Genomic DNA, 14,358 nt, shown 5'->3' with positions numbered 1-14,358 from the left:
CCTTTTTCTTTTTTTCGCTCCGCGCCTGGATTCTCATGCGAAAGCCGGAATTGGCATTTTAAAAACCACTTTTTTCAGGGGAGTCAAAAATGAAAACCCTTTGTGCCTTCTGTGCGTTTTGTGGCTGTGGTTTTTACAGCTCGTCCATCCGGTCCTGGATGGCGTAGAGCCGCTTGTACAGGCCGTTTTTGCGCATCAATTGTTGGTGAGTCCCTTTCTCGCGGATCGCCTTGTCCTCTAGGACGACGATCAGGTCGGCGGCCCGGACTGTGGACAGCCGGTGGGCGATGACCAGCGTCGTCCGCCCGCGGATCAGCCGCTCGAGCGCCTCCTGGATCAGCAGTTCGGTCTCGGTGTCTACCGAAGAAGTCGCCTCGTCGAGGATCAGGATCGGCGCGTCCTTGAGCAGCGCGCGGGCGATGGAGAGGCGCTGTTTCTGCCCGCCCGAAAGCTTCACCCCGCGTTCGCCGATCAGCGTGTCGTATCCGTCCGGAAGCGCGGCGATGAATTCGTGGGCGTTGGCCGCCTTCGCCGCCGCGACCACCTCCGCCTGCTCCGCATCCGGCTTCCCGAAAAGCAGGTTTTCCCGCACCGATCCGTAGAAAAGAAATACGTCCTGCAGAACCATGCTGATCTGCCGCCGCAGGTCCGCCAGCTGGATCCGCCGCAGGTCCTCTCCGTCGAGCAAGATCTCGCCGGCGGTTACATCGTAGAAACGGGGGATCAGGCTCACCAGCGTGGATTTGCCCACCCCGGTCGGCCCGACCAGCGCGACGGCCGAACGCGCCGGGATTTCCAGGTCGATTCCTTCCAGCACCGGTGCGCCGGGAAGGTATTCGAAGCCCACCCCGCGGAAGGCCAGCGCGCCGCGCGCCCGCCCGGCCAGGGGATGCGCGCCGGCCGCTTCGTCCGGCTCCGGCTGCTCCGCCAGCAGCGAAGCCACCCGGTCCGCCCCGGCCAGCGAGCTCTGGACCGCCTCCCAGGCCGCGCTGAGGTTGTGCACCGGCAGATAGAACAGGTCGAGGTAGAGGAAGAACGCCACCAAGTCGGCCACCGGCAGAGTCCCGGCCAGCGCCATCCGCCCGCCGAAGAAGATCACCACCACCGTCCCCAGCGACAGGGTTAATTCGACGAAGGGCTCGAACGTTGCCATCAGCCGCAGGGCGTAGAGCAGCGAGCGCCGGTAATTCTCGATCCGGATCCCGACCCGCGCCGCCTGGTCGCCCTCGCGGGCGAAGGCCTTGATTTCGCGGATCCCGGCCAGGTTGTCGTTGAGCGCCGCGTTAAGGTCGCCCAGCTCCTTCTGGCGGAAGCGGAACGCCGGACGCACACAGCGGGCGTACAGCAGCAGGGCGACGATCACCAGCGGGATGGGCAGGGAACTGAGGAGGGTCAGTCGCCAATTGAGTCCGAGCAGGACGGCCGTGACCCCGGCCAGGGTGACGACGTTGACGATCACGTCGGGGACGGCGTGGGCGATGAACTGTTCGAACAGCTCGGTGTCGTTGATCACCTGCGACATCAGCTGCCCGACCTGTTGATCCTGATAAAAGCGCAGCGAGAGGCGCTGGACGTGTTCGTAGATGTGGCGCCGCACGTCGGCCACCACGCTCCAGTCGGCGATGTGCGCCATGTAGGAGCGCAGGAACTGCAGCACCGACCGCGCCGCGAGCACCGCCAGGATGACGAGCGCAAGAGTCCGGACATACTCCTCCGCCCCGCCCGCGGCGGCCTCTTCCGTCACCGCCCCGATCAGCAGGCGGATCACCCACGGGACGAGCAGCTGCACGCCTACCAGCAGCAGCATGCTGGCCGCGGCGACGACCAGCGCTAGCCGGTAGCGCTTGGCATAGTTCAGGATGATTCGGAAAGGCTTGTTGAGCATCGGGGGAAAGTATAAACCTGGAATACGGAGAGTCCTCAGGTCGTCATGCCCGCGTGTTTTAAGCGGGCATCCAGCGTCTTTGCGTTCTTTTTAAGAAGAAATCACGTATCTGCTCAGCCTCAGTAATATTGAAATGAAATCCTGCTTTTTCCATCCTCACCCCTATCCCCTGGCCCCTTCCCCCTCTCCTGGCATAAGTCAGGAGAGGGGGAAGGGGTTGTGGGGTTGGAGGTGAGGAAAGGGCAGGGACAGGGGGCTGAGGAGATACGAAATCACATCTTGAGTCCCGCTAAGTACACGCGGGAATGACGGGCTTCAACCCGGCCGCATCTTTTCCCACACAGCCGCTTCGTTCGGCCGCAGGCGGATGGAGCCGCCGGCGGGTTGCCGCACGGCTTCCGCCGGGTGGGTGGAAAGCAAAAGCCGCCAGGACCCGGCGGACAACGGCCGCTGGAACGAAAGCTCGCACGCGGATTCGAAGAAGTTGAGGGCCACCAGGACCGTCTGCGATTTCGCTTCCCGCAGGTATGCCAGCGCCCGGCCAGAGGGTTTTCCGATATTGCGGAAATCCCCGGTTTGCAGGGCGGGCGTCTTCTTCCTCAGCCAGATCAATTTCCGGTAGAACGACAACACCGAATCCGGATCCGCCCGCTGCGCCTCCACGTTGACCCCGCGGGAATCCAGATTGACCGGCAGCCAGGGCTTGCCGGAGGAAAATCCGGCGCCGGGGGAGGCGTTCCAAGGCATCGGCGTTCGGCATCCGTCGCGGCCCTTATAAATCGGCCAATAGCGCCTCCCCGGCGGATCCATGATTTCGGCGCGGCGCAGCCGCCCTTCGCGCATTCCGATTTCCTCGCCATAGTAAAGGAAGGGCGTCCCGCGCAGGGTCAGCAGCAGCACGGCGGCGACCTTGGCCCGCGCCTCCGGAGCGCGTCCGCCGTAGCGGGTGGCGTGGCGGACGACATCATGGTTGCTCAGAACGCAACTCGGCCAGCCGCCCTCCGCGAGGGCGCGTTCGTACCGCTCCACTGAGCGTAAAAAGCCGCGCGGATTCCATCCTTGGTGGGTAAAATCGAAATTGAACGTCAGCGGCATAAGACCGTCCTTGCCGTAGCGCACCGCCTCCTCCATCCCGCCGCCCATCACCTCGCCCACCGCCATCGCGCCGCCGCGGGAATCTAGAATCGAGCGGATTTCGCGGTAAACGCTCAACAGCTCCGGTTGGTCCTTGTCGTAAATATGCCTCTGCCGGTCGTACCCGCGGATTCCGAGCGCCGGCGGATTATCGCGCAGCATCGAATCTTTAAAATAGGCGTTGAACACGTCGAGCCGGAAGCCGTCCGCCCCGCGGTCGAGCCAGAATCGGAACACATCCATCAGTGCCCGCCGGACCTGCGGATTGCGCCAGTTGAGGTCCGGCTGCTGCTCGAGGAACATGTGGAAGTAATACTGCCTGGTGTGCGGATCCCACATCCATGCCTTGCCGCCGAAGACCGATTCCCAATTGTTGGGCGGGCCGCCGAAGCGGCCCGCGTCCTGCCAGAGATACCAATCCCGTTTGGGATTCTCCCGCGACGAACGGCTTTCGACGAACCACGGATGGAGATGGGATGTGTGGTTGAGCACCAAATCGAGGACGATGCGGATTCCGCGGCGGTGGGCTTCCTCCACCAGCCGGTCGAAATTCGCCATCGTTCCGAACAGCGGGTCGACCGCGCAATAATCGGAAACGTCGTAGCTGAAATCAAAACCGGGGGAAGGAAAGAACGGGGAAAGCCAGATCGCGTCGACCCCGAGCGAATCGGGCGTGCCGTCGTTGAGGTGGTCGAGGCGGGCGATCACGCCGGGCAGATCGCCGACGCCGTCGCCGTCGGAATCCGCGAACGAACGCGGGTAGATTTGGTAGATCACTCCCGTTTTCCACCAGGGCAGGGAAGGCATGCGACCTCCGTGGCATCAATCCGATGGGATTATACCGTCGTGGCCTTTTCAACGCGGTTTATTCTCTGTGCCGGTCCTGTCTTTTTGCTGCCAGAAAGAAACGCTTTCCCGGCCGCCCTCAATTCCTTCTGATCGACAACGCCGGATTCCCGCATCAGTTCCGATGGTTTTGTTGATCCGGGGAATCCGGATGTTGGACGCGGCGTCCGCATGCCGCTGTGTACAGAATGAACCCCTACCTTTGGGCGAACGGCGGATATCAACATCCCAGAAAAGGATCTCCTTACCTCATCCTAGTGTCTCGTCCCGCGAATTCGTTGGTGTCTGAAAAGGCTTAAAGGGGCGCCTTGCCCGCCGGATATACGCGGGCATCCACGCCTCCCAATCCCTGGATTCCCGCTATAAACGCGCGGGAATGACGACACAAGTAGACGGCAATGTTCCAATGGAAAAATCGTTTTTCCGCTTTCCAAACAGCCCTGTGAACCATCAGAATATTGAAAGGTTTTTTCGGGAACAACGCCAGATTGAAGAGAAATCCTGTTTTCCGTCCTCCCAATGCCTATCCCCCATTCTCTTTCCGCTCTCCGGCAACCTGCATTCCGAGCAATTCGCATCGGTAGGCTTCCGACGCGCTGAATTCTTTTGTGGGAATATGGCAGGATAGGGAGAAAACTTGCCCGTAAGCTGAAGGTCTCGCGAGTGTGAAGGGATTGGGGGGCAGGATCCTGGAAGGACGGCAGATTTTTTAAAAAATCTCCCTCCCCTCGTTTCGGTTGAGGAGGGAGAAGGGCAAGGCGAAGCGGATTGGACCGGTGGAGCTTGAGCTACTTCTTCAGAACGCCTTCTCGCTGATAGCGCCGGAACAGCCGCCCCCACCGATTCTCCGCCAGCCACGTTTCGTATACGCGCTTGGATTTGAACGGCCAATGGACGTAATCGTGGTTGAACTCGGAGAGGAAGATCGGGATCGCCACCAGCGGCGTGCGCAGGACCAGCTTCTGCAGCACCTTGGTCGGCCCGTACCAGGCCATCCAGGCCATGAAGGTATGGACATTCTTGCCCACGTGGAAGTGCCAATGCTCGTTCGAGACGTCGTCGCCGGCCAGGTTGATCTGCCGCACGTCGCCGACGCCCAACCCCTTTTCGTGCGCCAAGCGGATGTAGTCGATCTTCAGCGGATCAAACCCCATCAGCTTGGCCGCCACGGCGTCGATCGCCACCTGGTCGGCCGAAGCCAGGATCACGTTCTTCTCCACCGGAGTCGGCGTGCGCGGCCCGGTGCCGTCGCCGGCCATCGTCCCGTCCATGAAGGCAAAGATCCCGGGATGGATCTCCTTCTGGATCGAGAGCAGGTCGGTGAGAGTCTGGTGGATCCAGGAATGGGTGTAGTGACGGTAAGTGGCGAGCAGTCCGCCGAAGGCGTTTTTCATCGCGCCGGTCGTGGTGGTGTAGATGTGGGTCTTGACCGTCGGCAGATGGACGATATTCTTGCCAAAGAAATAATCCGGGATGCGGATCCCCTTATCGAAAATTTGATCCAGCACCAGCATTTTAGCTTTGGGTTTGTACTCCACCCAGGTCATGTCTTCATTGCGGAAGTTGTATTTAACCGGGATGCCGTAGTGCTTGAAAATCGGCAGGAATCCGCATAAATCTTCGCCTTTAAAGGCATTGATCACGACCGTTTGGTTCTGGACGCAGACCAAATCTGTGAACCCCGCTTTTTGCAGGGCAAGGATCGATCCCTCCAATTCCCAGGGGGTGGTATTCGCGCTGGGCAGCGGATAGTGCCAGGAGATGTTGTCCTTGAGAATGGTGGTCGCTTTCGAATCCAACGCGGATTTTCCGTCCGCCAGTTTAAAGAGACGCTCATAATCCTGAAGAACGGTTTCCGGCGAAGTGCGGAGTACGGAGACTTTGGCTTTTTGGGGCATAATTCCTCGTAAGTGTCTCCTCGAACCCGCGCGCGGGCCGAGGGAGTGGTTGTTGGTTCCGCATTATAGCAAATGAGATGCCGGCCATGGAGTATCCACCTCTATCTACGCCCAGCCTCTATTTGACTCCCTCCTCCGATTGGAAACGCCCGCTCCCAGAGGGAATTACCCGCGATCGTTCTCCGTAGCCAGCAGTTGGAAGTAAACGCGGGATTTGGGCTTCGGTGGCTGCGTTTCAAGCCCAATTCTCCCGCCCTGCGCCCCATTTGCGCCGGCACCGGTTGGCCGCCAAAGGACGACTCTATCAACTTCCAAATTCCCCCCCGCGCCGGACGCGCGCAACCTCAGCGTCGGATCCCCCAACAAAACTCAATTCGCATTGCGGGCCACCGGCCTGTATGCGGTCGGGGTGGCGGACTCTTAAAGGAGATTGCTTCGTCGCTTCGCTCCTCGCAATGACACTATCAAAGGCCTTTTTCATCACCCGGCTATGGAGCGGTTGGAAGGGATCGCCGCCGTGGGTGTATGGATTGGAAAAGAAGTCCCCGTGGGGAAACGGGTTTTCTGCGCCGGCGCTGGGATCCGCCCGCTGTCTCCTGTCGCCGCAATCCTGCCGCTGATGTTGCATCCGACGGTCCATTGGCAACAGGGCAGCAGCAGCGACGGCATTTTCCGGACACGCATTTACCCTCTCCTCTCCAAAGAAGTTGCTCAGGGCAGCCAACGGGGACCATGGGGTTGGGTTGGGGCGACGTGGACGCGGGATGTCCCGCGGCCCAAGTCCTACCACCACACTTCGAACTCGACGACGGCTTCCAAGGGAGTGGATTCCCAAGCACCGCGGACGATCACCCGGATCCGAGTTCCGGGATCGGCGTCCGGAACCCGGAAGGAGAGCGAGGCCATGCCGCTCGCGTCGGTCGGCGGAAGAGCGATTTCAAGCAACGCTTGGCCTTCCTTCTCCAGGGTGACCTGCAACGCCACGCCCGTGATTCCCGCCCCGGTCGCGTCGGTCAACGCAACCTGCAGAGTCTGCATTTCACCCGGACGGAGGGTCGGCCGGGCGAGCGAGGCGTAGAGCCTCGTCACGCCCGCCGCCGGGCCGGCGGATTCGACCGCCGGCTCGCGCAAGGCGCGGTCATACCCGCGCTGGAGGAAAAACGTCTCGCCGCACCGCTCGCGGATGATCCCCCCGCCGACCCATTGCAGGCGGGCGTATTCGAAATCCTGAAAGAGAATCCCGTCGGCATCCATCATCATCTCGGCCACCGGCGGACCGAAATGCTCGACCCCCGCGGTGCGGATGTATTCGCGGAACTCGTAGCACAGGTTGTGACCCGTTTCCTGCGAATAGGAACAATTGGAATCTTTGGAAGGCGGCACTCCCGCTTGGCGCCGGCCGAGGAGATCGCTGATTTTAATAAGGAAGATATGGCCGTCGCCGGGATCCTGCGCCAGCACGCCGTATTCGTAAATCTGCAGGGTCCAGCCCAGATCGCGGTCGGCGAAGGCGCGCGTGACCGGCCGCCCCAGCCAGCGTTCGCCTTCCATGCCCTTGTAGGCATCCAGAAAAGGATATTCGAGCAGCAGGCCGTTGTCGAAGCTGGCGACCTCGCCGGAATAGACGACCGGGACGGGCGCGATCTGCAGTGCGGACTGCGCGCCGGCCGAGGAAGCCGGCGGGGAACAAGCCGCCGAGATAGTTCCCGCCAGCGGCAGGAAGAGGAGAAGTTCGATCCGGAAACGGCGGCCGCCAAGGAAATCCATGCGACGGATCCGCCCGCGGCGGGAAGCATTCCTTCCCGCGCGGGAGATTCATTATATATCCTATACCCGTAGGGGAACGTTGGCTGGGGCTTTCGTACCCCTCCCTCCCTTCCCTGAATCGGCAGGACCAGAAGCAAAAGACCATCTGTACCACTGCTGATTTGGGGAGGAAAAAGGAGGGCTAGGGGTCAGGTTTCCCCGTGCCGGAGCCGCAAATACGAATCGTAGCGCTCCGGGCTGATCTTCCCTTCCGCGACCGCACGGATCACGGCGCAGCCCGGCGTATCTTCGTGGGTGCAATCCCCAAATTCGCACATTTCGACCAGCGGGCGGATCTCGGGAAAGTAGGCGTCCAACTCTTCGGGGGCGATGTCCCAAAAGGCGATCGCCCGCAGGCCCGGCGTGTCGGCCACGTAGCCGCCCTCCTCGAGCTCGATCAATTCCGGGGCGACGGTGGTGTGGCGTCCCTTCCGGTTCGAATGGCTGACGTGACTCACGGCGAGGCCGAGTCCGGGTTGGACCGCGTTCAGCAGGCTGGATTTGCCCACCCCGGAAGGTCCCGAAAGCACGCTGAGTTTACCGCGCAGAATCGCCCGGAATTGGTCCACGCCGGCGCCCGTCCTGGCCGAGGTGAACAGCACCGGATACCCCACCTTGCGGTATAGGCCGAAATGCGCTTCCGCCCAACCCGCTTCCGCCAGGTCGGTCTTGTTAGCGCACACCACGGCCGGGATCTCCGCCCGTTCGGCCGCCACCAGGAACCGGTCGAGCATCCGCAAGTGCGGCGCGGGTTCGGCGCAGGCGAAGATGAACACCGCCTGGTCGGGATTGGCGACAATCACCTGTTCGGTTGCGCTTTCGGCGAACCCGCGCCGCCCGCCGGCGGAGGGCGACGAGCGGGAAAGGACCCGGTTCCGCGGAAGGATCTCCTCGATCGCGCCCGTGCCGTCGGGCAGCGGCATGATTCTCACGCGATCGCCCACCGCCGCGAGGTCCGTCGCGACGCGTTTCTTCTTCAGCCGGCCGCGCAACTGGCACGTGATCCGCCCGTGCTCGGTCCGCACGGTGTAGAAGCCGGACTGGGCCTTGACGACCATTCCCGTCAGCAGCGCATCCCCGCCGGGCGGTCGTCCGCCGCCGGCGATTCCGGAGTCGTCTTTGCGCGATTCGCGATCGCCGCGTTTCTCCCGCGTCATTCGGACCCTTCCGGGATGAGGGTCGCGGGCGGCTCTTCGGTCACGGTCGGCGTATCCGTGGCCCGCAGGCCGTAGTCGGCTTCCCACGGATAGAGCGTCGACGGCCGGCCGAAAAAATATATCTCCATCACGCGGCGGACCATCCGCGCGGCGTGGGTGGATCCCTCGCCGGCGTATTCCGCGATCACCGCCACGGCGATATCCGGCTTGCTCCCCTCGGTGAAGGTGTAGGCGGCGAACCAGGAATGCGGTTCGTCGGGCCTCCCGGATTCCGCGGTCCCGGTCTTGCCGGCGATCTTGATCACTTGCGAGATGCCGACGAACCGCGGCCGGGCGGTGCCTTTCGGATCGGACACCACGCCGCGCATGGCGCGCCGGATCACCTCCAGGTTGGCCGCACTGACCGGAAGCGCGCCGCGCACGGCGGGGGCGAAGGAATAGACCGGCTTGCCGTCCGCCGGGCCGATGGAAAGGATTACCTGCGGCCGGTACAAAACCCCGCCGTTCCCGACCGCGGCGACGAAATCCGCAACCTGCAGCGGCGTCACTTGCAGGCCGCCCTGGCCGACGGCCAGATTGAGCGCGTCCGTCACGCTCGTTTCCCCCGTCTCCGGGCCGGGCACGTATCCGGGATTCTCGTTCACGCCGGGAATCCCCGTCGCCGATCCAAGGCCGAAACCCTCAGCCATCTCCGTCAGCCGCTGCGGATCCTGGTTCCAAAGGGTTTCCCCGGCATGCCAAAAGCAGGGATTGCAGGATTGCACCAGACACTGTTCGAACGTGAGCTCGCCGTGCGGCTCCAATTCCCTCTCCACCGTCCAATCCGTCCGCAAAACTCCGTCGGCTCCAATATACGTTCCGGTGGCATCGTCGTAGACGGAGTTGGCGGTGAACAAGCCGGATTCCAAAGCCGCGGCCATGGTGATGATCTTGAACACCGAACCAAGCGGATACAACCCCCGCGCCGCCCGGTTGAGGAGCGGGCTGTCGGGATCCGCCAGGATTCCGCCCACGAGGTAGGAACCGTTCAGGCTGCCGGGGGTGAACAGGTTGCTGTCGAAGGCCTTGCTCGAAGCCATCGCCAGCACTTCGCCGGTGTCGCGGTCGAGGACCGCCACGGCGCCGTTGTAGGAGCCGAGCACGGTCCGTTCGATCTGCGCCTGCAGGTCCCGGTCGAGGGTGGTATTCACGTCCATCGCCGGCCGCAGGGGCGTCTCGGCCAGATTCTTCAAAAAGGTTCCGTCGGCGGCGGTCAGCCATAAAGTTGCGCCCGGCGTCCCGGCCAAGTCGTTCTCGGCTGTGAATTCCAATCCGGCGACTCCCACCGTCTCGCCGCCCGAATATCCGCGCGATTGATAGCCCTCGAGCGCCTGCTGGGGGATCTTGCCGGTGTATCCGACCACGTGGGAACCGACTCCGCCGCCGTAGTAGTAGCGGCGGGTCGCCGAGGCGGTCTGCACGCCGTCGAGCGCATCCAGCGCTTCGGGTCCGCCGGGGATGTCCACCGCGTCCGCCTCTCCGATCGGAACGTAGGAATCCGGCAAGGCCTCAGCGTACTTCATGCGGATCGTTTCGCGCGGCACCTTCATCACCGCTGAAAGGCGCGCCAGCACGGCGTCTTCGTCGGTGAGATCGCCCGGGATGATCCCGATCTCCACCACCTCGGCCTCCGCCGCCAGCGGAAGGCCCTCTCGGTCGTAGATGTTCCCGCGCGCGGGATACTCGCGGTGCAGCATCAGCCGGTTGCCGTTTTCCAACTCGGGCAAGATCGTTTGCCTATCCCAGGCCACCGTCCATGCCCCGTCCCGGCCGGCAAGCAGTAACCGCGTCCGCCGCGAAAGGTCGCCGAGCAGGACCGTGTGTAAAGTGATTTCGAAATCCACTCTGGCGTCGTTTGGGGTCATCTCCGCGTCGAGAATCGCGAATTCGAGGGATCCCAGCGTGGTTTGGAAAGCCGCGTCCTGATAGGCGGCGGCGAAGTCCTCGGCGGCCACGGCTTCCCGGCTGGTCGGGGAAAGAAGAGAATACATTCTCTTGTAATCCCGCGCCTGCCATCCCTCGAGAAAGGCCCTGGCCGCAGATTCGGGCGAGGGCATGACTGTCTGGACCGGGTCTATGGATCGGGGAGTGGACGGGCGGGAGGCGGGGACGGGCAGGTTCCACCGGGTGAGCAGCAGAAACGCCGCGGCGGCCGCGAGCGATCCCGCAACCGCCCAACCGATGCGGCGTCTTGCGGCATCGCGTTGATATCGGTTCTTCCATTCCGGATGCTGGTATTGCATGCTCCCCCGCCGGGATCGTCCCTACGGGTTGACGACTTCCTCGGGCGGCTCTTCGGTCGCTTCCGGCGTGTCGGTTCCGCGGAATCCGTATTCGGATTCCCACTCGTAATACGAAGCCGGCTGGCCCTTGAAGTAGAGCTCCATGATCCGCCGGGTCATCGGAGCCGCGTAGGTCGATCCTTCCCCGATGTTCTCGACGATGACCACCACGGCGATGTCCGGCTTGTTCGGATTGTCCCCGAAGGTATAGGCGGCGAACCAGGAGTGCGGCAGGTCGTATTCGGTCGTCTGGGCGGTTCCTGTTTTTCCCGCGATTTTGTAGATCTCCATACCGTAAAAACGGTGCCGCGCCGTGCCCTTGGCGTTGTTCACCACCCCGGTCATCGCCCGCTGGATGGAAGCCAGGTTTTCGGCCGAGACCGGTAGCGTTCCGCGGATTTCTGGTTTGAAGGAGAAGACCGCTTCGCCGATCGGCGGCTTGACGGTCAGCAGGATTTGCGGACGCAGAAGATTTCCTCCGTTGCCCACGGCGGCGACAAAATCCACCACCTGGAGGGGAGTTACCTGCATTGATCCCTGCCCGATCGCCTGGTTGAGGGCGTCTCCGCCGGTCCAGTCCGCGTCCTGGGTTTCCCGCTTCCAGGTGGGGTTGGGCACCAGCCCGGCTTCCTCCTCCACGCCCAGAATTCCGGTTTCCGATCCCAGGCCGAAGGCCATCGCCATGTTCGGGACCAGCCACGGCTCCTGATAGTACATCGCCAGCGCGACATGCCAGAAACACGTGTTGCAGGACCGCTCCAGGCATTGCTCGAGGGTGATCTTCCCCTGCGGCTTCATATCCTTCTCGAGCGTCCAATCGGTTCCGGTGAATCCTTCGAGCTCGCGGAAATACCCGTCGACGTCGTTGTAAACGTAGTCCGGGGTGAACATCCCGGACTGCAAGGCGGCGGCCAGGGTGATGATCTTAAACACCGATCCCAGCGGGTACAATCCGCGGGTCGCCCGATTGACCAGCGGATGGCGCTGGTCGTTGATGATCGCCTGGACCAACGCGCCGTTGTTGTACGTGCCGTTGAAGCTGCTGGGATCGAACAGGTTGCTGTCGTACCCCGGACTCGACATCATCGCCAGGATCTCGCCGGTGTTGCGGTTCATCACGATCGCCGCGCCGGTGTACGGGCCCATCAGGGTCTGTTCCATTTTCTGCTGCAGCTCGCGGTCGAGCGTGGTGTAGATCGCCATCGCCGCCTGGGGCTGGGCTTCCGCCATCAGGGCGAGGTTGGCGCCGGCGGCCGAGGTCACCCACAGTTGCCCGCCGGCTCTTCCCGCCAGATATTGCTCGCCCCAGGCTTCCAACCCGCTCACCCCGACCCGTTCGTCGCCGGCGTATCCGATCGACTGGTAGTAGGCCATATCCTCCGCCGAGGGCTGTTGGGTGTATCCGACCACATGCGAAGCGATCCCGCCGCCGTAGTAGTAGCGCATCATCGTGGTCGTCAGGTGGATGCCGGCGAGGTTGCGGAGGGTTCCGTAATATTGCTCGATATCCGCCTTGTTGGCGTCGCCGATCGGGTAATACCAATCCGGATGGTTGTAATCGAACATCTGGCGGACCATTTCGCGGGGCATGTGCAGGGCCAGCGCCACGTAGGCGACCACCTGGTCCTCGTCTTCGATCTCCCCCGGGACAATCCCGATTTCCACCGCCTCGGCCTCGGCCGCCAGAGCCAGCCCGTTTCGGTCGTAGATGTTGCCGCGCGCGGGATAGCTGCGGTGCAGAATCAGCCGGTTGCCGTTCTCCAGCTCCGGCAGGACCGTCTTTCCGTCCCAAGCCACTTTCCAGCCCCCGTCCTGGTTCTTCAACAGCATCCGGGTCTGGCGGGTGATGTCGCCCACCAGGATCGTGTGCAGGGTGACTTCGAATCCCACCGTCGCGTCGGTGGGAGTCAGTTCCACCGAAAGGATCCGGTAATCCAGCGACTGGAACGTGACGTTGAGATGGACATCCTCGTAGAACGCCTGGAACTCAGCCGGCGACATGGCGTCCCGGCTGAGGGCGGAAAGCAGGGAATACATCTTGCCATAATCCCGCGTCTGCCAGCCGTCGAGATAGGCGCGCGCCGCGGATTCAGGCGAGGGCGCCTGCGTGACCGCCAATCCCAGCGGCGATTGGGTGATGAGCGGCTCGACGGGGCCGCCGCCGTTCCTCGAAAACAAGGAGCGGATGAGGATCACGGCCAGGACAACCGCAACCACCAAGAGCGCAGGAAAGACCCACTTTTTCAAACCGTCACTCTCCTTGGGCGTTCATTCCGGACCGGCGCAAAACCGCATCCGTTCCCCGTTCGACAGGCTTCCGGAAGCGGCCGGGCCGGGGGATTCCCTGCTTCTTCCAACAGCCCATACACGAGGCACAGCGGCAGGCCGACGACGTTAGTGTAACATCCGTTGATGGATTCGACCGGCCGGAAGGAGGAATCCTGTATGGCGTACCCGCCGGCCTTGTCCAGCGCGTTTCCGCCGGACAGATACTCCGCGATCTCCGGGTCGGAATAATTCCGCATGCGCACCGCGGTGACCGCGGCCGCGGAGGCTTCCTCCCCGGAGGGAAGGCGCAACAGGCAAACGCCGGTGATCACCCGGTGCGCCCGGCCGCGCAACCGCAGCAGGTATTCCTCCGCCTGCCGGCGGTCGCACGGTTTCCCCAGTACGGTTTTCCCGTCGGCCACAACAGTATCCGCCGCCAGGATCCATTCCTCGAGCCCGGAAAGCACAAGGGATGCCGCGCGGGCTTTCTTGCAAGCCAACCGAACCGCCGCCTCCTGCGGATCCTCGCCCGGTCGGATTTCCTCGTCGATGGAGACCGGCAGCGCGATGCAACCGATGCCGGATTGCCGCAGAAGCTCCCGCCGTCGAGGGGATTCGGATGCGAGAACCAGGTTCATTATCCTCCATCGTCGAGCATTTCTCAGGCGGAAATTCCATTGTTCGACCGTATTGTATCAAAGGCGATTATTCGGGCTGAGAGAATGGTTTATTGAATAACCGCACCGGACTCCACCCTTGGAACAAATCCGGCTGGAAAAGGCGCAAAATATGGACAGAGATCTCCGAAAAAGCCGGGAAAGCCCACCGCCCGTGAAGCCTGTGGGCCACTATTATAAAAGTTCGGCGGTTTCTGATTGGATTTTCCGGCGAGTCCGGGCAGGGTATACAAGCCCGGGGTTTCCACCCCGAGCCGAAACAGTTGTAACTGATAAGCCAGTGATCGTCTTGCCGACGCCCGCCCTCGGCGTGTTCTTCGCCGGGGGTGATTTTAGCCCGCATCCATTGGATTATCACAAATTACT

At 62.5% G+C, this 14,358-nt stretch carries 8 protein-coding genes; all 8 read right to left on the bottom strand.

Going from position 1 to position 14,358, the window contains the following annotated elements; all coding sequences use genetic code 11:
• Nucleotides 1-133: 133 nt before the first annotated feature.
• The gene (locus JW929_02980) at nt 134-1,885 is read right to left on the bottom strand and encodes an ABC transporter ATP-binding protein (protein ID MBN1438349.1); all 1,752 of its coding nucleotides are present in this window, start codon (nt 1,883-1,885) and stop codon (nt 134-136) included.
• Between the two features lie 315 nt (nt 1,886-2,200).
• Entirely contained in the window at nt 2,201-3,826 is a 1,626-nt protein-coding gene (locus JW929_02975; protein ID MBN1438348.1) for a DUF3459 domain-containing protein, read from the bottom strand.
• An 827-nt stretch (nt 3,827-4,653) separates the two neighbouring features.
• On the bottom strand, nt 4,654-5,763 hold the full coding sequence (locus JW929_02970; GenBank protein MBN1438347.1) for a DUF362 domain-containing protein: 1,110 nt from the start codon (nt 5,761-5,763) through the stop codon (nt 4,654-4,656).
• Between the two features lie 783 nt (nt 5,764-6,546).
• On the bottom strand, nt 6,547-7,530 hold the full coding sequence (locus tag JW929_02965; GenBank protein ID MBN1438346.1) for a hypothetical protein: 984 nt from the start codon (nt 7,528-7,530) through the stop codon (nt 6,547-6,549).
• A gap of 188 nt (nt 7,531-7,718) precedes the next feature.
• Nucleotides 7,719-8,726 (bottom strand): ribosome small subunit-dependent GTPase A, encoded by a 1,008-nt coding sequence (gene rsgA / locus JW929_02960; protein ID MBN1438345.1) that lies wholly within the window; start codon nt 8,724-8,726, stop codon nt 7,719-7,721.
• Nucleotides 8,723-11,008: a hypothetical protein gene (locus JW929_02955; protein ID MBN1438344.1), complete on the bottom strand. Its 2,286-nt coding sequence runs from the start codon at nt 11,006-11,008 to the stop codon at nt 8,723-8,725. The genes rsgA and JW929_02955 overlap by 4 nt, the downstream gene beginning before the upstream one ends.
• Nucleotides 11,009-11,029: 21 nt before the next feature.
• On the bottom strand, nt 11,030-13,294 hold the full coding sequence (locus JW929_02950) for a hypothetical protein (protein MBN1438343.1): 2,265 nt from the start codon (nt 13,292-13,294) through the stop codon (nt 11,030-11,032).
• Nucleotides 13,291-13,953, bottom strand: a complete 663-nt coding sequence (gene maf, locus JW929_02945) for a septum formation protein Maf (protein MBN1438342.1) — start codon at nt 13,951-13,953, stop codon at nt 13,291-13,293. Before maf ends, JW929_02950 begins: the two co-directional genes overlap by 4 nt.
• Nucleotides 13,954-14,358: the final 405 nt, after the last annotated feature.

It is taken from the genome of Anaerolineales bacterium (genome assembly GCA_016928575.1).
Classification (GTDB): domain Bacteria; phylum Chloroflexota; class Anaerolineae; order Anaerolineales; family RBG-16-64-43; genus JAFGKK01.
Note: the sequence above shows the minus strand (reverse complement) of the source record. Positions and strands in the feature narration are given on the sequence as shown.